General features: G+C 52.5%; 22 protein-coding genes and 1 pseudogene. 17 read left to right on the top strand and 6 right to left on the bottom strand.

The window, feature by feature from the left end; all coding sequences use genetic code 11:
• Positions 1–39: 39 nt before the first annotated feature.
• From AC0YNW_RS19070 to AC0YNW_RS19020, 11 genes are all read left to right on the top strand, one after another.
• On the top strand, positions 40–309 hold the full coding sequence (locus AC0YNW_RS19070) for a hypothetical protein (RefSeq protein WP_475833296.1): 270 nt from the start codon (positions 40–42) through the stop codon (positions 307–309).
• Positions 310–342: 33 nt separating this feature from the next.
• Entirely contained in the window at positions 343–618 is a 276-nt protein-coding gene (locus AC0YNW_RS19065) for a hypothetical protein (protein ID WP_475833295.1), read from the top strand.
• A gap of 505 nt (positions 619–1,123) precedes the next feature.
• On the top strand, positions 1,124–1,549 hold the full coding sequence (locus AC0YNW_RS19060) for a hypothetical protein (RefSeq protein ID WP_475833294.1): 426 nt from the start codon (positions 1,124–1,126) through the stop codon (positions 1,547–1,549).
• A 13-nt stretch (positions 1,550–1,562) separates the two neighbouring features.
• A complete protein-coding gene (locus tag AC0YNW_RS19055) occupies positions 1,563–1,916 on the top strand; it encodes a VOC family protein (RefSeq protein WP_475833293.1) in 354 nt (117 codons plus the stop codon).
• Positions 1,917–2,086: 170 nt separating this feature from the next.
• A complete protein-coding gene (locus tag AC0YNW_RS19050) occupies positions 2,087–2,719 on the top strand; it encodes a TetR/AcrR family transcriptional regulator (protein ID WP_475833292.1) in 633 nt (210 codons plus the stop codon).
• Positions 2,720–2,745: 26 nt separating this feature from the next.
• Entirely contained in the window at positions 2,746–3,693 is a 948-nt protein-coding gene (locus AC0YNW_RS19045) for an ABC transporter ATP-binding protein (protein WP_475833291.1), read from the top strand.
• A 4-nt stretch (positions 3,694–3,697) separates the two neighbouring features.
• Positions 3,698–4,534 carry an ABC transporter permease gene (locus AC0YNW_RS19040; protein ID WP_475833290.1) on the top strand — a complete coding sequence of 279 codons (837 nt, stop codon included), beginning with the start codon at positions 3,698–3,700 and terminating at the stop codon, positions 4,532–4,534.
• A 43-nt stretch (positions 4,535–4,577) separates the two neighbouring features.
• Positions 4,578–6,917 carry an ABC transporter permease gene (locus AC0YNW_RS19035; protein ID WP_475833289.1) on the top strand — a complete coding sequence of 780 codons (2,340 nt, stop codon included), beginning with the start codon at positions 4,578–4,580 and terminating at the stop codon, positions 6,915–6,917.
• A gap of 16 nt (positions 6,918–6,933) precedes the next feature.
• Positions 6,934–7,701: an ABC transporter ATP-binding protein gene (locus tag AC0YNW_RS19030; protein WP_475833288.1), complete on the top strand. Its 768-nt coding sequence runs from the start codon at positions 6,934–6,936 to the stop codon at positions 7,699–7,701.
• A gap of 240 nt (positions 7,702–7,941) precedes the next feature.
• Positions 7,942–9,291: an MATE family efflux transporter gene (locus tag AC0YNW_RS19025; protein ID WP_475833287.1), complete on the top strand. Its 1,350-nt coding sequence runs from the start codon at positions 7,942–7,944 to the stop codon at positions 9,289–9,291.
• Positions 9,292–9,906, top strand: coding sequence for a TetR/AcrR family transcriptional regulator (locus tag AC0YNW_RS19020; RefSeq protein WP_475833286.1), 615 nt, complete (start codon positions 9,292–9,294; stop codon positions 9,904–9,906).
• A gap of 92 nt (positions 9,907–9,998) precedes the next feature.
• Here the strand turns inward: AC0YNW_RS19020 and AC0YNW_RS19015 are convergent, their stop codons facing one another.
• The 5 genes from AC0YNW_RS19015 to AC0YNW_RS18995 form a co-directional block, all read right to left on the bottom strand.
• Entirely contained in the window at positions 9,999–10,643 is a 645-nt protein-coding gene (locus AC0YNW_RS19015; protein WP_475833285.1) for a ThuA domain-containing protein, read from the bottom strand.
• 26 nt (positions 10,644–10,669) lie between these two features.
• A complete protein-coding gene (locus AC0YNW_RS19010) occupies positions 10,670–10,882 on the bottom strand; it encodes a helix-hairpin-helix domain-containing protein (protein WP_475833284.1) in 213 nt (70 codons plus the stop codon).
• Between the two features lie 117 nt (positions 10,883–10,999).
• On the bottom strand, positions 11,000–12,844 hold the full coding sequence (locus AC0YNW_RS19005) for an ABC transporter ATP-binding protein (protein ID WP_475833283.1): 1,845 nt from the start codon (positions 12,842–12,844) through the stop codon (positions 11,000–11,002).
• The gene (locus tag AC0YNW_RS19000) at positions 12,837–14,573 is read right to left on the bottom strand and encodes an ABC transporter ATP-binding protein (RefSeq protein ID WP_475833282.1); all 1,737 of its coding nucleotides are present in this window, start codon (positions 14,571–14,573) and stop codon (positions 12,837–12,839) included. The genes AC0YNW_RS19005 and AC0YNW_RS19000 overlap by 8 nt, the downstream gene beginning before the upstream one ends.
• A gap of 13 nt (positions 14,574–14,586) precedes the next feature.
• The gene (locus AC0YNW_RS18995; protein ID WP_475833281.1) at positions 14,587–15,060 is read right to left on the bottom strand and encodes a MarR family winged helix-turn-helix transcriptional regulator; all 474 of its coding nucleotides are present in this window, start codon (positions 15,058–15,060) and stop codon (positions 14,587–14,589) included.
• A 168-nt stretch (positions 15,061–15,228) separates the two neighbouring features.
• On the opposite strand from AC0YNW_RS18995, the pseudogene AC0YNW_RS18990 reads away from it, so the two are divergent.
• The 5 genes and pseudogenes from AC0YNW_RS18990 to AC0YNW_RS18970 all read left to right on the top strand — a co-directional run bounded on the left by AC0YNW_RS18990 (position 15,229) and on the right by AC0YNW_RS18970 (position 19,927).
• Positions 15,229–15,992 (top strand): annotated as a pseudogene (locus AC0YNW_RS18990) (SDR family oxidoreductase).
• 161 nt (positions 15,993–16,153) lie between these two features.
• The gene (locus tag AC0YNW_RS18985; protein ID WP_475833280.1) at positions 16,154–17,029 is read left to right on the top strand and encodes an AraC family transcriptional regulator; all 876 of its coding nucleotides are present in this window, start codon (positions 16,154–16,156) and stop codon (positions 17,027–17,029) included.
• A gap of 70 nt (positions 17,030–17,099) precedes the next feature.
• A complete protein-coding gene (locus AC0YNW_RS18980; protein WP_475833279.1) occupies positions 17,100–17,243 on the top strand; it encodes an RAxF-45 family protein in 144 nt (47 codons plus the stop codon).
• A 104-nt stretch (positions 17,244–17,347) separates the two neighbouring features.
• On the top strand, positions 17,348–19,297 hold the full coding sequence (gene abc-f, locus AC0YNW_RS18975; protein WP_475833278.1) for a ribosomal protection-like ABC-F family protein: 1,950 nt from the start codon (positions 17,348–17,350) through the stop codon (positions 19,295–19,297).
• A 57-nt stretch (positions 19,298–19,354) separates the two neighbouring features.
• Complete coding sequence (locus AC0YNW_RS18970; RefSeq protein WP_475833277.1) at positions 19,355–19,927, top strand: DUF1697 domain-containing protein; 573 nt, start codon at positions 19,355–19,357, stop codon at positions 19,925–19,927.
• A gap of 89 nt (positions 19,928–20,016) precedes the next feature.
• Here AC0YNW_RS18970 and AC0YNW_RS18965 read toward each other — a convergent pair whose 3' ends face one another.
• On the bottom strand, positions 20,017–20,598 hold the full coding sequence (locus AC0YNW_RS18965) for an NAD(P)H-dependent oxidoreductase (protein ID WP_475833276.1): 582 nt from the start codon (positions 20,596–20,598) through the stop codon (positions 20,017–20,019).
• A 123-nt stretch (positions 20,599–20,721) separates the two neighbouring features.
• On the opposite strand from AC0YNW_RS18965, the gene AC0YNW_RS18960 reads away from it, so the two are divergent.
• Positions 20,722–21,738 carry an AraC family transcriptional regulator gene (locus tag AC0YNW_RS18960; RefSeq protein ID WP_475833275.1) on the top strand — a complete coding sequence of 339 codons (1,017 nt, stop codon included), beginning with the start codon at positions 20,722–20,724 and terminating at the stop codon, positions 21,736–21,738.
• Positions 21,739–21,742: the final 4 nt, after the last annotated feature.

Here is a 21,742-nt window from a genome sequence, read left to right as displayed (position 1 = left end):
CATATCCATTTCAAATAATCAGTCAGAGAGGAGTGCGACATGTACGATACATTAAGGCGTTGGTCGATCGTTGTCATCGTAATCGGAATCATATTGTTGCTATATGGCATCGTTTTGTTTCTGCCCACTTCCTATGAATCGGAGAGCGAGTTTTGGAGTCTTACAGCGAAGCGAGTAGCAATTCCAATTAGCGGCATTACACTTATCATAGTAGGGGCGTTAAATATGAAGCTGGTGGGGTTGCTTCTTGATGAGGTCTCTTTTTTGCGCTACGAAATGAATAAGCTGCGCCAATCTATAGATGAATAGTGGCGAATAGATCTCATAGAAAGGATTGAGCAGATGAAAAAAGTAATAGCCGGAGGCATTTTTTTATTTTGTGGAGTCATTCTCTATTTGGGCGTCTATATTCCGGCATCCCAAATAGCTTCCAAGTTAGGCGGGTGGTCAACACCTCCAGGACGTCTGGGGACCGCATTAAGTCAAACAGGCGGAACAACGCCATTGATGTATTCGGTCATCATGATGGTTGCCGGAGTATGTTTGTTATTGTGGGGATGCTTTTTGGACGATATTCTTCGTAAGAAAGTTAAGAATCAGGCAGAGACGTCACAGTAATAGTCTATTCACAAATAGATGAAATTCGAAAAGGAGTGATGACGATCGATCAACAAGGCGTAAGGTCGGCAAAGGAAGAAGCATTCTTCAGCAAGTGGACGGTTATTCGACAAATGGGGAAATCCAAATATGTAGCAACTAGGGGGATTGGCTATACTATACTACTATTTGGCTTATGGTTTATCATAACTTGGATTGAAATTAGCATGTCAGAATTTCAACAAGCCATGTATGCCGGGCGTTGGTCCGACTTTTGGATGAGGTGTATGATTTGGTTCGTAGGTTATCTATTATTAGGCCTGACATTTGCTATGAGCAGTTGGAAGCGGAATGAAGAGAAACTTCACTATTTATCGTAGGGGTCTATGAAATGAAGAGAATGATAGTTGTATTGTGCGTATTATCAATTCTGATCTTGGGTGTTTTCACCGTTCTATCAAACTAAAAGAGCTTTCAAGATCAATTAATAAACGCTTTGAAGGATCATAACGAGAATGTTCAAGATATGGTCTATACCCAATTGGTAGGGGAGCAACTGCTAGTCTTCTATCGGACGAAGGATCAGCGTATGTATTACGGGTTGTTCCGTGACAACCGATTCGGTTTCGGCAAGGAATTGATTAAATCCGGGGGTTCAATGGGGTTGCACGACCCAGTAAGTGCAATAACATGGTCCGGATTTGGCTCGCCTGACGGTGAGTTTAATCTATTAGGCGGTGCAGTGCTCAGTCCGGATGTTACGCAAGTAATCGTAATAAGCGAAGGAAGCAGGGCTGCTTCCATCGTGGAAGGATCGGGCGCAAAAATTTGGTTTTTGACACTCGATACCATGATTCATGATCCGATTACGATTCAGGCGAGGAATGCGGAAGGCGAAGTACTATACGAGTTTGGCGATGTTGAATATTGGAAGAATACTGTTGTTAAATAGGAGCGTGCAAGCTATGACAAATCCGGTTCAGAACAAACTCGGTTGTGTTTTTATTCCGGTGAGCAATCTGGAGAAGGCAAGGGATTGGTATTGCAAGTTGTTGGATTTGCCGACTGATGGCGATATCCTTTATGGACATTTGTATATTTTGCCGATGCAAGGCCCTTCCAATATCGTATTGGACAGCAAGATCTATTCGCCGGAGAAAGTGATTCAGGTACCGTTCATCCAGCTTGTGACAGCGGATATTGAAGCCTCTTATGCCTATATGAAAGAGCATAATGTGGAGCTCCTGACGAATATCGAAAACGGGCATTGGTTCAATATTAGAGACCCGGACGGCAATGTGCTGATGATTTGCCAATAACCTGCGGAAGCCCCATTCCCCGGGAGAGGCAAAAGCCGCAGTATTCAACGCTTGGACATCCAAGCGTTTTTTTGTTGTGTCCACGATTAGCTGTTGACGGTGCAATTGGTAAAATGCTACGATGCATTCATCGACCGACCGTCGGTCGATAATAATGGAGGGTGACCGAAATGAGAATCTCAAAAAAACCGGATGAACGAAAAAATGAAATATTGGACGCAGCCGAGATGCTTTTTGGCACCAAGGGGTATGCCAAGACGACGATTAATGACATTTTGAATGAAGTAGGCATTGCCAAGGGAACGTTCTATTACTACTTTCAATCGAAAGAGGAAATGATGGATGCGATTGTCGGCCGCTATATCGAGGCTGGAGTAGAAGCCGCCAAGGCTGTTGTGTCCGCGCCGGGGCTTACGGCTCATGAGAAGCTGCTTGGCATTCTGATGGCGCAGAAGCCCGATACAGACCGCAAGGAGCAGATGATCGACCAGCTGCACCAGATCAACAATGCCGAGATGCACCAGAAGAGCCTTGTTGAGACGATCCTTCAGCTCACGCCTGTGCTGACGGAAGTGATCGAGCAGGGGATCGAGGAGGGGGTATTCCACACGGCATACCCGAGAGAGACAATCGAGTTTCTGCTAGTTTCCTCCCAATTTCTGTTCGACGAGGGCATCTTTGAATGGGAGCCTCATGAATTGATGCGGAAGGCGGCTGCGTTCACATCCATTATGGAGAAGACGCTGGGAGCCGAGGAAGGAAGCTTCAGCTACATTCTTGGCGTGATTGGTCAAGGATCTTGAACCGATGAAGAAGCGGGGGAATCTGCATGAAGAGCGAATGGAACGGAGAGGCCGGGGTGACTGATCCCATTATTGTCGTCAAAGATTTGGTGAAGCGGTACGGCACGTTTACAGCGGTGGACCAAGTCTCGTTCGAAGTGGAACGCGGCAGCATTTTCGGCTTTCTGGGACCGAACGGAGCGGGCAAAAGCTCGACTATCCATGCGCTTTGCACGATTAGCGGCTTTACGTCAGGTGCGTTGTTTATCGACGGCATAGACGTCAGCCGGGATCAGAATAGAGCCAGGAGCCGTATTGGCGTCGTATTCCAGGAATGCACGCTCGATCCCAAGATGACGGTAGAGGAAAACTTGTATATGCACGGCTGCTTTTACGGCATGCCCAAACGCTTGATTCGCGAGCGGACACGGTTTGTCCTGGAGCTTGTAGACATGACCGATTGGAGGCAGGCGATGGCCGGCGGCCTGTCTGGCGGAATGAAGCGGCGGGTGGAGATTGCCAGAAGCTTGCTGCATATGCCTCAGGTCCTCTTCCTGGATGAACCTACAACTGGACTAGATCCGCGCACCAGGGCGGGCATGTGGTCATACATCGACAAGCTGCGGCGGGAGCGGGGCATTACCGTGTTTCTAACGACCCACTATATGGATGAGGCTGAGATATGCAACCGGGTTGCCATCATCGATAAGGGCAAGATTGTTGCGATCGACAGCCCAACCTCGCTCAAAAACCTTTACGTGACGGACAAAGCGAGAATTGCCAGCCGCAATCCGGATGCGCTGGAGAAGCTCCTGGAGCGGCACGGGTTGAATTATACGCGAGCAGGGGAGGATTACCTCATTCAAGTAGCGGATGCCTCCAGCCTCATGGAGCTGATTAGCGAGCATCGGACCTCGATCGAACGGATGGAAGTGAGCAGGGGGACACTGAACGACGTGTACCTCGAAATAACTGGTAAGGACATAAGGGGGTAAGGCGATGCGCGTAATTGGAGCGCTATGGCTACGCAATGTACGATTATTTGCCCGGAACCGCGTTCAGCTTTTGTTGTTATTCATTATGCCGTTTTTTTATCTCTATTTGTTAAGCGCCATTTTCGAAAGCACCTCCGTCAGCCAGCCGATTCCGTATGTGCTCGCAGGGATTGTTATTATCGTTGTTTTTCAGACCTCGCTGAATATCGCAACGTCGACCATTGAGGATATCGTATCCGGCTATATGAAGGAAGTGCTCGTAAGCCCTGTCCGCCGCATAGCGATCGTGATCGGACAGATCTTGTCCTCGACAACCGTTGCCGTCTTCCAGGCGTGTATGATTCTCGCTGTCGGTTATGCGCTAGGATTGACCTATACGTCCATTGTGACGCCAATTGCAATCATTGGGTTTGTTGTGCTTGTCGGTCTCGTCTTCTCTTCCTTCGGATTATGGCTGGCGGCTTCGGTGAAAAACTCGCAAACGTTCCAGATCGTATCGGTAGCGGTCACGACGCCGATTACGTTCCTGTGCGGCGTATATGTACCGCTTAGCCTGCTGCCGGAAGGCTTGCAGATCGCCGCCTTGCTTAATCCGATGACGTATGCCGCAGCCTTCTTCCGGGCGCTTAGCCTGGAGAAGCTGTCGCTGCCGGCCGATGAACTAGTCGCTGAGCAGCTTGCGTTCCGATTTCATGATGTGCTGATAACGCCTGTGACCGGCCTCGTCATTCTGGCCGCTTTCGGAATCGTATGCGTCCTGATGTCGGCGGCTGCTTTTGCCAGAGCGGACTTCTCTGCTATGAACCGTTCTGCCATGCAAAAGGACGTATTTCAGCAATAAGATAACGGAGCGCCAGTCCTAACGAAAGGAGCTATACCCAAAGATGCTGATCCAGATGCTGCGGAGAGATTTTCGCAGGAAAAAGAGTATATCCATCGCGCTATTTATTTTTATCTCCATCTCCGCATTGCTGGTCGCCAGCGGCTCCAATATGCTGATGGAATTGACACAATCGCTGAACGCTCTATTCAAGCAATCGAAGGCTCCGCATTTTGTCCAGATGCATGCAGGCAGCCTGGATGAAGCCGAGGTTCATCGATTTGCATCCGCTAATGACCTCGTCGAGGAGCATCAGATCGCGGCGATGGTAAACGTCGACGGCAGCCATCTCTACATCGATCATGGCGGGAGCTCGGAAGAAAAAAGCGTCATGGACCATTATTTCGTCAAGCAGAACCAGTCGTTCGACCTGCTGCTGAATGTCAACAACGAGCCCGTTCAGGTGGCAAAAGGCGAAATTGCCGTGCCCGTCTATTATAAGCAGCAAAGGGATGTCAACATCGGCGATAAAATCAAACTATCCGATGGCGGCTATGAGACGGAATGGACCGTTGCCGGTTTTGTCCGTGATGCGCAAATGAATGCGTCGATCGTTCATTCCAAACGTTTTGTCGTGCACCCGTCGGATTGGGATGCGCTTGGACAGCGCACGGGGGAGATGGAATATTTGATCGAGTTCCGGCTGAAAGACCAGGGGATGCTGCAGCAGTTCCGCAATGACTATCAAGCGGCTTTGATGCCAAGTAAAGGTCCAAGTGTGGACTATTCCCTGTTCAAGACGCTGAACGCGCTAACGGATGGTATCTTGGCGGCGGTCATTATTTTAGTAAGCCTCCTGCTCAGCTTGGTCGCGATCTTATGTCTCCGATATACCCTTCTTGCGTCGATGGAGGAGGACTACCGGGAGATCGGCATTATGAAAGCAATCGGAATCCGTTCTCGCGCAATTAAAAGGATGTATATGCTGAAATATGCCGCAATGGCTGTCTTGGCAACGATAGTCGGCTATGTCGCATCATGGGGAGTAAATGCGCTTTTCACCTCCAATATTGCGTTGTACCTCGGGTCAGCGCCGAAGTCTCTGCTGCTGTATGCCGTTCCGCTCGCCGCATCTGCGCTGATCTGCGCCATCGTCATCGGCTGCTGCAAGCTGACGCTGAGATCCTTTGACCGGATTAGCGCTGTAGAGGCGCTCAGAGCAGGGACACTCGGAGAAACGCGCCATCATAGGAAGGCGCCAGTGCTCCATCGCAACAGATGGCTATCTGTGCCGATCTTTCTCGGTATGAGGGATGTGTTGTCGCGCTTCAAGATGTACCGGCTGCTGCTCGCGGTCTTCATCATCAGTACATGCATCATGATTATTCCGGTCAATCTGCTTAATACGTTCAAATCGCCAAGCTTCAATACGTATATGGGCATCGAGCGCAGCGATCTGCGCATCGACATGCAATATTCGGACGGGATTGCTGAAGAGTTCGGACGGGTATCGAACGCTCTGAAAGAAGATGCTGATGTGGCGCGATTCTCCCCGATCTTCGTAAGCGCGTTCCACTATGTCAACAGCGACGGCGTACTGGAGGAGATGACGGTCGAGACCGGCGATTTCTCCATATTCCCGCTGGAATATGCGCAAGGTGCCGCACCGGTTAGAGAGAACGAGATTGCGCTATCCTATTTGAACGGCAAGGATTTGGGCAAAAAAGTAGGGGACCGCATTCCATTATTCGTAGACGGAATAGAAAGAGAGATGACTGTCAGCGGCATCTATCAGGATGTAACCAACGGCGGTCGCACAGCGAAAGCTGCACTTCCGTTCTTGCCGAAGGATGTGATCCGCTACGAGGTGAGCGTAGACCTGAAGGAGGGCGTCCCGGTCAGTGACAAGCAGGAGCAATACGCCAAGTCCTTCTACCCGGCAAAAGTGACCGATCTGGCGGGTTACCTGTCTCAGACGCTGGGCAATACCATTGATCAACTGGGGCTGCTGACGGCTGTTGCCGTCACAATCGCGATGCTGATCGCGATCTTGATTACAGCGCTGTTCCTCCATATGGCGGTCGCCAAGGACGCCGCTCAGATCGCTATTATGCGAAGCATCGGCTTCTCGCTGCCAGCCATTCGCATTCAATACTTGACGAGAGCGCTGCTCGTACTCGGTATCGGTATTATTCTCGGCACGATCGTGTCCAACACGGTAGGGCAAAGTCTGGCAAGCGTGATCTTGTCCTTTATGGGAGCTTCGAGTATTCAGTTTGTCATCAATCCGGTGCAAGCCTATGCCGGCTTCCCGATCATTCTCATGGCAGTTGTAGCAATCACGACACTGCTAAGCATCGCCTCAATTAAAAAGACGAATATAACGGAATGGAATGCGGGATAGAGAGGGGAGAATCTGCATGGAAGTCTTATTGGAATCCAGAGCGCTTAATAAAATCTTCACATCGGGGAATGCGCAGGAGCATCAAGTGCTCAAGGATATCGATTTGCAAATTCGAAAAGGCGAATTCGTGGCAGTAATGGGACCGTCGGGATCGGGCAAGTCTACACTCCTGTACAATATGAGCGGGATGGACCAAGCGAGCGGAGGGAGCGTTACGTTCGGCGGCAAGGAATTAACGGGCATGTCCGAGCAAGAGCTGTCCGATCTCCGACTCACTCGTATGGGATTTATCTTTCAACAGATTCATTTGCTCAAAAATTTGACGATATTGGACAACATTATACTGACCGCTTATATGGCCAAGAGACAGGGCAGAAAGCAGCTGAACGACAGAGCATTGTCGTTAATGAAGAAGTCCGGCATCGACCAGTTGGCGGCTCATGATATTACCCAGGCGTCGGGAGGACAGCTGCAGCGCGTCGCGATATGCAGGGCGCTCATTAATCAGCCCGACATGATCTTCGGCGATGAGCCGACGGGCGCGCTCAACTCGAAGTCGGCAGGCGAAATTATGGAGCTGCTCGCGGATATTAACCGCTCAGGCACGACGATTCTGCTGGTGACGCATGATGTGAAGGTCGCGGCGAAGACGGACCGCATTTTATTCATGATGGACGGAAGTCTGGTAGCAGAGAAAGAGCTGGGGAAATACTGTAAGGAGCTTGAAGATATTAAGGCAAGGGAAGAGAGGCTGTCGAGCTGGCTTGCGGGCCTGGGCTTCTAGCATAGAGCAATTCCAATCGACTGATCGGATGGGCCTGGGCTGCGTAAGGCAGCTATGAAGGGCATCATCCGGTCCGTTTTTTAGTTGGAGGCGATAAACGGAGGTGGTCTTTACTGTGGTGCATTGCATTGCAAATTCCGGATGTGATAAGATACAGAACGAACGTTCAGTATAAATATCATCCGAACCATAATATAGAATGAACGTTCAGTATAAAAAGAATAAGGCAGGTCGCTATCTATGAGTAAACATCAAAATTTGCAGCTATTGGAGTCCCAATCGGTCGTTCGCACATTTTTTCGTTATTTGATTCCATCTCTGCTCGGCATGCTGCTTGTTGCAGTCAATATTGTCGTAGACGGAGTGATGGTTGGCAATAAGCTGGGGGCGGAAGCACTGGCGGGCGTAGGTATCGCAAGTCCCGTCTACACCTTGTTTGTCGCGATGTCGCTATGGATTGGCATTGGCGGCGCAACGATGTATTCCCAGGCCATGGGGGCGAGAGAGCCGGACAAAGCGCAGCGTATATTTACGCAGTCTGTTGTTCTTATTGCTGCCGCAACATTGGTGATCGGCGTGACGGCGTTCTTCTTCCGTGAGCCGCTTGTTTATGCGCTTGGCGCAAATGCGGAGACATACCCGCATGCTTCGGATTATTTGAACGTGATGCTGTTGTTCGGCTTTGTATTCACAGTGGAAAACGCGCTTAGCATCTTCGTCCGCAATGACGGTAACCCGAACTTGTCGATGGCTGCGCAGATTACATTTGCGCTATCGAATATCGTGATCAACTATACGGTTCTGTACGTGCTGGAGCTAGGTGTTCAAGCTGTCGCCTACGGCTCGATTATTGCAGCGTTTCTGGGCATGCTTGTGTTGTTCTTGCACTTCCTGAGGGCCGACAATCGGCTGAAGCTGGGGAAATTCCGCTGGAACAAGGCATCGCTCCTCTCCGTAATCGTCATCGGCTTCCCGAGCTTTTTGGCGGAAGTAGGATTATCGGTATTTACGATCTCCCATAATGTTGTGCTGGAGGGAGTGGCGGGAACAAGCGGCGTGGCGGCGTTCTCCATCCTGAACTATATTCACAGCATTGTATTGCTGACGTTCCTCGGGTTAGGCGCGGCCATTCAACCGATGATCAGTTATTATTATGGAGGGAACTACGCTGAGAAAATAAGGCAGACCGTACGTATCGCAATCTGGACAGCCCTTGGGGCAGGTACAGTACTCATGCTGCTTATGCTGTGGATGACTTCAGGCATTATCGGGATTTTTGGAGACTTCTCAACAGAGATTGTAGAGCTTGCTACGAAGGGCCTTCATCTGTTTGTCCTGGCTTATCTGTTCATGGGCATCAACTTTGTCATGATGACATTCAGTCAGACGACCGGACGGCTGAAGCTGGCGACATGGATTACTGCAGCCAGAGAAATTATATTGATGCTGATTTTTATTACGGTGCTGCCGAAGCTGCTCGGCATTGCAGGGGTATGGCTGGCCGTGCCTTTGTCGGAATGTATTGTACTCATTACGATTTATTTCTATTATAAGAGGTATGGATTAATCCGTGATAAGGGGACCGGTTGAATGAACAAAAAGAAGCTGCAAAGCGAACAAACCAAAAAGAAGGTAGCCGAAGCGGCACGGGCGTTATTCGCTCAGAAGGGGTATAAGGCGACTTCGATTGAGGATATCGTCGCCGCGACGGGCAGCAGCAAAGGGAATATCTATTACCACTTTCAGAGCAAAGAGGGCTTGTTCCAATATTTGCTTAGCGAGTGGGATAATGAATGGAAGGATCAATGGTCTGAGCTGGAGAGGGACTATGCCACGGTCAACGACAAGCTGCATGGACTTGCCGAGCACCTTGTCGTCAACGATCTGAATCATCCGCTCACCAGGGCGATGGATGAATTTCTGACGAGCGAGTGGGAGCGGAGCGATGTTCAGGACGATCTGTCCAGCCATATGAACCAGCATGTCGAATTCAACCAGCAGCTGCTGCAACAGGCCATGGACAAGGGAGAGCTGGCGCAAGGCGACGCAAAGTCAATTGCATACGTCCTGGAGGCGCTGTTTATGGGACTGGCGGAAGTGTCCAAGCGGATGCCGGATCGTGAGGCTACAATCGATATTTATCGCAACGCGATGAACGTTTTTCTGAATGGCACGACAGCCGGATCTTCCGAGAAGCGATCATAGAATGAGAAAGGGCAGACGGTTATACATAACCGATTCTGCCCTTTTGCGTATACAGAAAAGGGCAATTCTCCGGCAGGTGCTTTTTCTTGGTGTTATAGCGCTTGTGGCCTAGCCACCCACCTCATGCTGTTCAAGATTAGTTGCCGGTACGAGTCCGGTAAAAAGGATGGTGCGCAATGTCCCGGCTGCAAATAGACCAGCTTGCCCAGGCCGTAGCGATGCTCCCAGCCAGCGGGATAGCGGCTGCCCTCAAATTCATACTCAAGGAATACATTGCGAGGAGAAGACGCATCGAATTTGAACATATAGGGTTCTTCCTTCACCGTGAAGGAGGGGACGCCTTCAAGCAAAGGATGATCTTCTTGCACGGGCAGGTAGGTTAGCGGCTGATAAGGAGGATGGCCCGTAAAGCGCGCTCCGATCAGCCCCGCAAGCTCATGGCTCGCCTGTAGCGAGATGCCGTTATGGATGACGAGGAGCCCGCCGCCGCCCGCAACGAATCGGAGCAGACCCGCAACTTGCCTGGCATTAAGCGGCCTGTTCCAGCAATCCGTATAAGAGATAACGGCCGCGTATCCATCCTGCTCCAGGGTCTCCAGCGTATCGTACTCCTCAGTTGAAACCAGCTCGATTCCGTCCGATGCAATGGCTTGAAGCTGCTGGCGCGCAGGCTCCAGCGGATGCCAAGTGCTGTGGACATTGTCTCCGATCAACAATAGCTTGGATGGCGTTGTCATATGGAAAGCTCCTTTTTTATACGTGCTTATGATTTTTTGGCAAATGACAATCCTCTCTCCTGCAGCGCTTCCTTCAGCATTCGAATGCCTTTGGGTCCCATGCCATGCAGCTTTAGTAATTCTGCTTCGGTCACCTTAGTAAATTGCTCCAGCTTATAATACCCGGCCAAATCAAGAGCTTGATTAGCGGGCTTGCTGATCTTGGGCAGTTCGCTTTCAGGTTTGGCATTCGCGGACATGATCATAACGCCTCCTTCCGATAGATCCATGTACAATCATTCTAAGTATAACCTGCCTGCGTTCTTCCCGAACATACAAAAAACACGCCCGGTTGGCGTGTTTTTTGTATCTAGCCGTTAGCCGGAGCGTTTGAACTGGCTGTTATGCAGCTCATAATAGTAGCCTTGGTGCTCCAGCAGCTCGTCATGCGAGCCATGCTCGGCAATGCCGCCGTCGCGGATGACGAGAATCCGATCCGCCTCCCGGATCGTGCTGAGCCGGTGCGCAATCACAAAGCTGGTTCTGCCCTCCATCAGCTTGCGCATGGCAGATTGAATATGCATCTCCGTACGCGTATCGATGCTGCTCGTCGCTTCATCCAGAATGAGAATGGCGGGATCGGCAAGCACGGCGCGGGCGATCGTAAGCAGCTGACGCTGTCCTTGACTGAGATTGGTTCCGCCGGAGGCCAGCACCGTATCGTAGCCTTGCGGCAGCTTTCGGATGAAGCTGTGTGCATTGGCCAATCTTGCAGCCGCTTCAATCTCTGCATCGGTCGCATCCAGCCTGCCGTAGCGAAGATTCTCCCGAATCGTATCGGAGAACACATAAGCGTCTTGCAGTACAATTCCGAGCTTGCTGCGCAGGTTGTCCTTGTCGAGTTCGTTAATATCGATACCGTCGATCGTGATGTGGCCCGAATCGATGTCATAGAAGCGGGTCAACAGGTTGATGATCGTCGTCTTGCCAGCACCTGTAGGACCGACTAGCGCAATCATCTCACCCGGCTTTGCTGTCAAGGAGACATTGCTCAGAATAGGAGAGTCTGCTTTATAGCTGAACGCCACGTTATGGAACACGACTTCGCCTTTTAGTGCGCCCAATGACTTCGATGACGGCGTTCCTTCATATTCGGTGGCAGTGTCGATTGTCTCGAAGACGCGTTCGGCACCGGCTACGGCTGACTGGACGAGATTGAACTGGTTGGCCAGATCGCTGAGCGGACGCTGGAATTGCTTGGAATAGTTCAAAAATGCCACGACGACGCCGACTGTCGTCCAGTCGCGGAACGCCATCCAGCCGCCTACCGCCGCAATTAGCGCAAAGCTGGTATTATTCAGCATGTTCATGACCGGGCCTACCGTACCGGAATAGATCTGAGCCCGTATGCTGGCTGATGTCAGCTTGCGGTTAATCGCTCCGAATTGCGCTTCGGCATATGGTTCCCGGCGGTAGATCTGGATGACCTTTTGCCCGGAAACCGTCTCTTCGATAAAGCCGTTCAGCTCGCCCAGGCTGGCTTGCTGCTTGCTGAAGTGTTTCCTTGTGCGGGAAGCGACCGTTTTCGTAAATAAAATCACGAGCGGAATCGTGACCATGCCAAGCAGCGTCAGCCACACATTCAGATAGAGCATAATGGCGAGCGATCCGATCAGCGACAAGACGCTTGCAATCAGCTGCGTGACGCTTTGGTTCAAGGTGCCGGATACGTTCTCGATATCATTGGTCGTTCGGCTCATCAGCTCGCCGTGGGTTTTCCCGTCGAAAAACCGGAGCGGCAGGAGCTGGAGCCGGGCGAACAGATCGCGCCTCATCGCCTGAACCGATTGCTGCGATACTTTCACCATCACATGCTGCTGCAGCCAGGAGGACAATACAGCCCCAGCATAGATGGCTAGCAGCGCAGCGCCAAGACGGAGCAGGCCGTCATAGTGGCCGGGAATGATATAAGCGTCGACGGCATGTCCCAGCAAATAAGGTGCGATTAACGACAATAGTGTTGTGATGAATGTGAGCAGCAGTACGGCGATAAGGCCACGCCGATAGACACGAATATAAGTCCAAATGCGGCGAATCGTCTCCATGGCATGCTTCGGCCTTGCTTTCGGAGCAGGCATGCTTCCGCGCGCGCCGCCACTTCGCATGGAGAGATCGGGCGCTTCTACGTTCGTGGATTTGGCGCCGCCGTTCGGGTTAGCCATAGACATGCTCCTCCTTTCCATGCTGCGACCGGTAAATATCCTGATAGAGCTCGCAGTCCGCCAGCAGCTGTTCATGGGTGCCTTGGGCGATCAGTCGTCCTTCATCCATAACAAGAATGTTATCGGCATCCATGACGGAGGAGATGCGCTGGGCGATCATCATCGTCGTACGTCCGTTCATCAGCTGCGCCAGTGCCGCTTGAAGGCGTGATTCTGTACCCGTATCAATGGCGCTGGTGCTGTCGTCGAGGATAAGAATGCCAGGCTGCTGGATGAGGGCGCGCGCGATGGACAGCCGCTGCTTCTGGCCGCCGGACAGATTAATGCCGCGCTGTCCCAGCAACGTATCGTAGCCATCCTTCATGGCGGCGATAAATTCATGCGCCTGGGCCGCCTGAGCCGCAGCTATTACTTCTTCGTCAGAGGCGTCCGGCTTGGCAAAGCGGATATTGTCCCGAATTGTGCCGCTGAACAGGATGGATTCCTGCAGGACGATACCGATGCGCTGGCGGAGCGAACCAAGCTCGTAATCTCTCACATCGGTCCCATCGACCAGCACGCGTCCTTGCGTCGCATCGTACAGGCGAGGGATCAAGTTGACGAGCGATGACTTGCCCGATCCGGTCGCGCCAATGATGGCGACCTTTTGTCCCGGGCGGACCGTGAAGCTTATGTCCCGAAGAACCTCTTGTCCGGGTACCTGCCCATAAGCAAATGTGACGCGATCGAAGAAGACTTCGCCTCGCCAGCTTCGGGCCTCCTTGGGATGATCTGCGCTTCGAATATCCGATTCCGTCGCCATAACTTCTTGAATGCGATCGGCGGATACTTTGGCGCTGGAGAACCGGACTAACATCATCGCGACGGAGGAGACGGCGAACAGCACTTGGGTGACGTAGTTGATAAACGCCACAAGCTGGCCAACCTCGAATGATCCGCCAATGACATCCTTTCCGCCCAGCATAAGAACGGCAACGATGGATACGTTCAGAATCATGGTCAGGATCGGCATGTTGACTGCAACGAGCCGCTGTGCTTTCATGCCGACTTGCGTGTAATCCTCATTTGCCCGGTCAAAGCGCTTGTTCTCGTAATCCTTGCGGACAAAAGCCTTCGATACCCGAATGCCGGCAAAGTTCTCTTGCAGCACCGTATTGAGCTTGTCCATCATCCGTTGGACCTTGGAGAACAGCGGCAGCGTCGCGCGGATCAGCAGGAACATGACGATGAACAGAAGTGGCACGGCAATCGCTAATATAAGGGCCAGCTTCGGGCTGATCATGACGGCCATTACGATACTGCCAATCGCCAGCAGCGGGGAGCGCACAAAGATACGCAGCAGCATCTGAACCATCGTCTGCAGCTGCACGATATCCCCGGTCAGCCTTGTAATGAGCGATCCGGTCCCAAGCTCGTCCAGATTGCGGAAGGAGAAGGTCTGTACCTTGCGGAACACATCCTGCCGCAGATCGGCCCCGAAGCGCTGCGCGGCAATCGAAGAGAATACGGTGCAGCCGAAGCCTCCGATAAGGCCAACCAGAGCGGCGCCAAGCATAATGAGGCCGGTATCGCGAATATGGTTCAGATCGCCTTGCATCACGCCTTTATCGACAATGCTTGCCATCAGGAACGGCTGCAGCAGGTCCATACATACCTCAAGCAGCATCAGCAGCGGCGCCAGCAGGACATAGATCCAGTGCGCGCGCAAATAGGAAAATAACTTAATCATGGTGACACCTCTGTCAGTCTTCTTTATCTGTTGAATTCAATGGAGTATCCTGCGGCAGGGAGGCAATATTGTCCCTCACCCGCATCAGAAAGCTGCGGAATAAAACTTCTTCCTCGGCGGTAAACTGCTGCAGCGCCTGATGCTCCAGCCGATCGAGCGTCTCCCGTACGAGCGATACCGTCTCAAAGCCCTTTTCGGTCAAATAAATACGGGATACCCGCAGGTCGTAAGGATCTGCTTCGCGCCGGACCAAGCGGTTCTTCTCCATGCGGTTCAGCATGACGGTTAGCGTTGCGGGCTTGATCTCCAGCTTGCGCGCAAGCTCGTTCTGGCTTTGTCCGCCTTCCCGGGCCAGCGCCAGCATAAGCGGAGGCTGCCCGGGATATACCTCATACTCGTTCAGTTCCATGTGAACGTGGTGGTGATGTCTCCTGACGATATGGGACATCATCCGCGTAATCGGTTTGTTGCGATGGGGAGAAGTCAATGACAGCGCCTCCGATCAATTAGTTAGTCGGCTAATGAATAGCATAGCCGGGCATCCGTTTCTTGTCAAAAGATAGTTGCGAGACGGCACTTAAAATAGGAGAGCAACATTGCGATATCGGGCTCGTGCTATAACTGACATGAGAAAACGAAGAGGAGATGATCATCAATGAAACAGCTGACAGGAAAGATAGCCTTGGTGACGGGGGCGAGCAGAGGAATCGGCAGAGCCATCGCGTTGCGATTGGCGTAGGAAGGAGCAATGGTTGCCGTTCATTACGCAAGCAACGCGGAGCTGGCGGATGAGGTCGTGCAGGGGATCAGACGCAGCGACGGCGACGCTTTTGCAGTTGGCGCCGACTTGCTGGAGCAGGACGGCATCCATCAATTATTTTCAGGGATGGATGCCGCATTGACGGTTCGGACCGGTGGAGATCAATTGGATATATTGGTCAACAATGCGGGAAGAGGGCAATATCGAACGATTGAGGATATTACGTCCGAGTCGCTTGACGAGGTATTGGACTTGCATGTCAAAGCGCCGATTCTCATTATACAGCAAGCACTGCCCCGGCTTCGAGAAGGCGGGAGCATCATCAACCTTTCCTCGGCGGTTACGCGAATCGCTTGCCGAATGTGCTGGGCTACAGTGTGTCCATGGGCGCAGTCAATACATTGACTCAGGTGCTGGCTCAGCATTTGGGAGCTCGTGGGATTAGGGCCAAAGCGTTATTGCCCGGAATTGTGGAAACGGATATGAATGCCGATACGCTTGGGACAACAGAAGGCCGTGAATTCGCTGCGGGCTTATCTGCATTCGGAAGATGGGGCCAGCCGGAGGAGATTGCAGCTATGGCCGCATTCCTTGCTTCGCCGGACAGCCGGTGGGTAACCGGCCAGCTGCTGGACGCCAGCGGAGGTTCGCGCCTGTAAGCGAAAGTTGGCTGAGCGGGCAGGAGTTATGAGGATAGCCGGCCAATATAAAGGAAAGACAAATACCGTGTGAGGCTACCCTGCTGAACCTGACCCTGAAACGTCGGGCCGGCAGGGGCGGCGCATGCTAATCTGAGAATGAAAGGAGGCGGTGAGCGGATATGCTGGAGCATCTGAACCGCGCAATAGCTTATATGGAAGAGCAATTGGACGAGGAGCTGGACATGAAGGAGATTGCCCGGATTGCCTTATGCTCGGAGCATCATTTCAAACGAATGTTTTCGTTTTTGGCAGGGGTGACTTTATCAGAGTATGTCCGGCGCAGGCGGCTGACGCTGGCAGCCATGGAGCTGCAGGGCACGGAAGAGCGCGTCATCGATATTGCCCTGAAATACGGCTACAGCTCCCCGGATGCCTTCACGAGAGCGTTCCAGCAGCTTCATGGCGTGACGCCTACGGAAGCGAGGCTTCCGGGCCAGCAGCTGAAAGCCTATCCGCGCTTGGCCTTCCGACTAACCATTCAAGGAGGCATGGAAATGAACTTTCGAATCATTGAAAAAGAAGCGTTCCAAATTGTCGGGCTGATGAAAACCGTCAGCATCCAGTTTCATGGGGTCAACCCGGAGATTGCCGACATGTGGAAGAGTCTCGATGGGGTCATGATCACTTTGCTTAAGAGTCTGTCGAATATCGAGCCAAGAGGCATGATTAGCGCTTCAACGCATTTCTCGGAGGGCAGAATGGAGGAGCAGGGAACGCTGGATCATTATATCGGTGTTGCCACAACTGAGCCTGCACCGGAGCATCTGGCGAAGCTGGAGGTACAGGCGGGGACATGGGCGGTATTCGAGGCGTTAGGCGCCTTTCCAGCGGCGCTGCAGGAGGTTTGGGGCAGAATTTATGCCGAGTGGTTCCCGTCCTCCGGCTATGAGATTGCGGAAGGTCCCGAGCTGCTATGGAACGAATCGAAGGATACCTCATCTCCCGCCTACCGGAGCGAGATTTGGATTCCGGTCATTCGGAGGCAGGGAGGCTAGCGGATCGCAATTGCCAATGCTAGTTGGATTATGGTATAGTGAGTTCATTATGACGAAGGAGGTGAGGTAGGTGAATCTCGAAATGGCGAACAATCGTATTAGCCAGCTGCCAGTGGCAATGTCTGGAATTGTTCATGCTGTATCCGTTAACGGGAGCAGTCTGTCCAATTTCAACCATACGATTATACCATTCGCGAGAAGACGCCTACCATAACCGCTACGGATTGTTCTACCATCCGGAGGGTCGCGGGCTTGTTGCCGCGGCCCTCTTTTTTTGTGCGCGCGGGTCAGGGTCTTCATCTATAGGAGGATCTTAATATGATTATTGTACAAGTACAGAACGTGAAAAAATACCATGCCGCCAATCTGGTGCTGGAGAATATAACCTTACAATTGAAAGAAGGCGGCAAAGTTGCTCTGATCGGGCGCAATGGCAGCGGCAAATCGACACTACTTCGCCTCATCGCCGGTCATGACGGGGCTGATGAAGGCACATTGACGATCAAACGCGGCCTGCGGATCGGCTATCTGCCGCAAATTCCGGCGGAGTTCGAGCAGTTGACGGTTTATGAAGTGCTGGCTTTCGGCTACAGGGAGCTGCAGGTCATTCGGGGAGAGATGGCGGAGCTGGAGAATGCGATGTCCTCGCCCAAGGCGCAGGAGCAGCCCGGGAAGCTGGAGCGGCTGCTGGAGGCATATGCGAAGCTGCAGGAGAAATTCGAGCAGGGCGGCGGCTATGAGATGGAGACGAACATCGATCAGGTCGCGGCCGGCTTACAGATCGACCGGAGCCAGGATGCTCGCACCTTCGGCAGTTTGTCCGGCGGAGAGAAGACGCGTATTGTGCTGGCCTCACAGCTTGTTGTTAGACCGGATTTGCTGCTGCTCGATGAACCGACGAATCATCTGGACCTCAAAGGAGTCGAGTGGCTGGAGCAATTTCTTAACCGGTATGAAGGGGCGTACGTGATCGTATCTCATGACCGTTACTTCCTGGATGCCGTTACGACCGAGACGATTGAGGTGGAGGACGGCGAAGCCCAGTTATATTTGGCCTCCTACAGCGGGTATATGAAAGAGAAGGAAGCACGGCTGCTTCAGCAATTTGCGCAATTCCAGGAGCAACAGAAGGTAATCAAAAAAATGAGAGAAACGATTCGCCAGCTGGAGGAGTGGGGCAGAATCGGCGATAACGGGAAGTTCTTCAAGCGAGCCGCTTCCATCCGCAAGGCGCTTGAACGCATGGAGAAGATTAAGCGTCCGGTGCTGGAGCGGAAGTCGGCTGAGTTCGAGCTTTCTCCGCAGGATCGCTCCGCGCGCAGAGTGCTGGAGTTCTCCGGTGTGCGCAAGCAATACGGCGATCGGGTCATCTTAAGAGAGGCCGAAGGCAACCTGCTCTACGGAGAAAAGGTCGCTCTTCTGGGCGACAATGGCGCCGGGAAGACGACGCTGCTGAAGCTTCTGCTCGGCACAGAAAGCCCGGATGCGGGCGAAATGGCAGTTGGCTCCCGTGTGGATATCGGCTATTTGGCCCAACAAGAGGCTATCGCAAATCCGAAGCAGACGGTGCTGGATTACTTCCGCATCGAGGATGGCCTGGAGGAAGGGGAGGCCCGTAATGTGCTGGCCCATTACCTGTTCTATGGCACTGATGTATTCAAACCGCTGGCTTCGCTGTCCGGGGGAGAGTGGTCCCGGCTGAGACTTGCGCTCCTCGTAAGGCGTAAGCCCAATCTTCTTCTGCTGGATGAACCGACCAACCATCTTGATATCGATTCGCGCGAAGCGCTGGAGGAAGCATTAGAGGAATTCCCCGGTACTATTCTGGCTATTTCTCATGACCGCTACTTCATGAACCGGCTTGCCAAGCGAATCTGGGAGATGGATCAAGGCAGGATCGTCTCTTATCTTGGCGATTACAATCGCTACAAGGAGAAGCGTATGGAACGGACGATGATTGAACTGTCGTCTGGAGATAAAGCGGGAGGGATGGCTTTATCCCGAAAGCCGGACGGACCGGAGGCGCAATCGACAGCGGAAAGGCAGTCGCAGAAGCTATCCGGCCAAGACGGACGGAGCAAGAGCGGCGAGCAGTTAGAGAGCGAGATTGCCGATCTGGAGCAGCAGCTGAAAGTGCTGGACAGCGAACTGATGGAACGGTCCGATAGCGGCGATACGGAGCTGCTTGCGCAGGTCTGGAGAGAACGCGAATCGCTGGAGGCGAAGCTGTCCGACCTGATGGAGGAGTGGATGGAGGTTTCCAGTTAACCGGAATGTGCGCTACTATAGCAATAGACTATTTTATTGAAAGCGGTGATCCGTCCGATGACCATCTATATCGCATTGCTTCGCGGCATTAACGTAGGCGGGAAAAATAAAATCAAGATGGCGGAGCTGCGGGAGTCGCTTGGCTCAATCGGCTTGCAGCGCGTGCAAACTTATATCCAGAGCGGCAACATCCTGTTCGAATCTGCCGAAGAGGAGCTGCCGCTTCGGGAGCGCATTGAACGGCAGATCGAAGCCGACTTTGGACTGGCGATCAAGGTTGTCATGCGGACGCTTGAGGATCTGAGAATTATCCATCGGAATTTGCCATTCTCCGAAGCGCAAGTTGCACAAGCCAAAGCTTCCGCAGAAGGAGAAGTACTGTATGTGTCGATGCTGCTGGAGCAGCCGCAGCCGGATAAGCTGGATAAGCTTGCGAGCATCGACACCGGAGAGGACCGGTATGTGCTGGACGGGAATAATCTGTACCTGCTGTACAGCCTTAGCGTTCGCAACTCCAAGCTGTCCGCGCAAGTGGAGAAGCTGGGCGTGCCGTCTACCGTACGGAACTGGAATACGATCAACAAGCTAATTGCGCTGGGCAGCGAGATGGAAGCCGCTGCGCTCTCTTAGAACAGAGTGCGGTCTCGCGCGCTTCATTCACCAGAGGTTCAACCCAGGCTGAAGAACGCTCTTGCACCGGATGCTGCTGCCCATGCCTATTATGCTCGCTTCGCTCCTAGCCGCTGCGCCTGATCCAGCCATTTCGCCCGCTGTTCGGGAGTGGACGGCTTGATTGGCGTTATCTCGGTGATGCGCACAGGCTTAATGCCGCAGAACTCCAAGATGTTGCGCTTCATGACATTATGGCCGGCATGCCGATAGATCCACCGGTTATACCAGGACGGAGTGTCCATCGTAACGATCAGATGCGCTGTGCGTCCGGACAGCAGCTTATCCCATAGCTGGGAGTTTTGGCGGTATTTGAAGGCGAAGCCGGGCAAGAAGACGCGGTCGATAAATCCTTTGAGCAGAGCTGGCATGGCGCCCCACCAGGTCGGATAGACGAACACGAGGTGATGCGCCCAGCGGATAAGCTCTTGCGCTTCGATAAGCTCCGGCTCCAGCTCCGTTCTTTGGCGATAGCCGTATTGAAGTATCGGATTGAAGCTGAGCTTGCTCAAATCGAGATAACGGACCTGAGCCCCGTTTCCTTCAGCGCCTGCAATATAAGCTTCAGACAATGCGGAGCAGAAGCTTTTTGGATCGGGATGACCGTTTATAACCAGAATATTCGTTTTCATGGGGATGTTCCTCCTATATGATAGTGGTTTAGGACTATTACAAGAATATAAGGAATCTATGTGCAACACTATGATCGAATGCGCAATCGGAAGTGCTGATTTGCGCAGTAGGAGGTGAAAGATATGAGCGATCCAAGCGTAGCCATCTCGATGGTTTTTCCCGTCATGAAGACGATTGTGCATAAAGGATACGAGGCGGAGGAATTTTGCCGATATGCGTCCTTTGACTCTGCTTTGCTGCAGGATGTGGAGGCTCGTATTCCGGGCTCGGAGCTGAAGCGGCTTATGATGGCGGCGGCGGCTTATACCGGAGACGAGCATTTTGGCTTGCATCAAGGGCTGATTATGGAATTCGCCGATATGGGCTTGCTCGGCTATGTCATGATGCATTCCCGTACCATTGGCGATGCTTTAGCCGCGTACCAGCGGTACAATGTGATTCTGTGCAGCGGATTTACTCTGGCATGGGAGACGCAAGGCGACGACTTCCTGCTGACGATGAGGCTGCAGGAGGGCAGCGGAGATTCGCGCCACTGCATGGAGGATATGGCCAGCTCGCTCTACCGCATGATCGGCAAGCTAAGCAATCGGAGCATCCCGCTGCATGAGCTTCAATTCTCGCATGAGGCGCCGTCCGATCTGGGGCCGTATCTGTCTGTATTCGGACGGCCGCCTTCCTTTGGCTGTAAGGCCAACAGCCTGCGCATGAGCAAGGAAACACTGGATTATCCCGTTATTTATTCCGATCCCAGGCTGCTGTCTCTCTTCGAGTCGATTGCCCAGGAAACAAAGGATGGGATGGCGGAAGCCGCAGGACTTCAGGAGCAAATGATGCTTTGGATCAAAAAGACGCTTCCGACCCGCTATCCCACCTTGCAGCAGGCGGCCGAGCAGTTCGGCATGAGCGTCAGAACGCTTCAGCATAAGCTAAAGTCCGAAAACACGACCTTTAATGGTTTATCCGTTCATGTACGAAAGGAGCTGGCAATGGGGTATTTGCGCAATCGGAACGCTTCTGTCGGCGATATTGCTTACGCCCTTCACTTCTCTGAGCCAAGCGCTTTCCAGAGCGCCTTCAAGAAGTGGACGGGTATGACGCCCGGGCAATATCGGGCGAATCCCGAACAAGTGAATGCGTAGGACG

The sequence above is a fragment of the Paenibacillus sp. J31R120 genome (assembly GCF_056269225.1).
The sequence above is the reverse complement of the archived record's forward strand: the minus strand, read 5'-3'. Positions and strand labels throughout refer to the sequence as shown.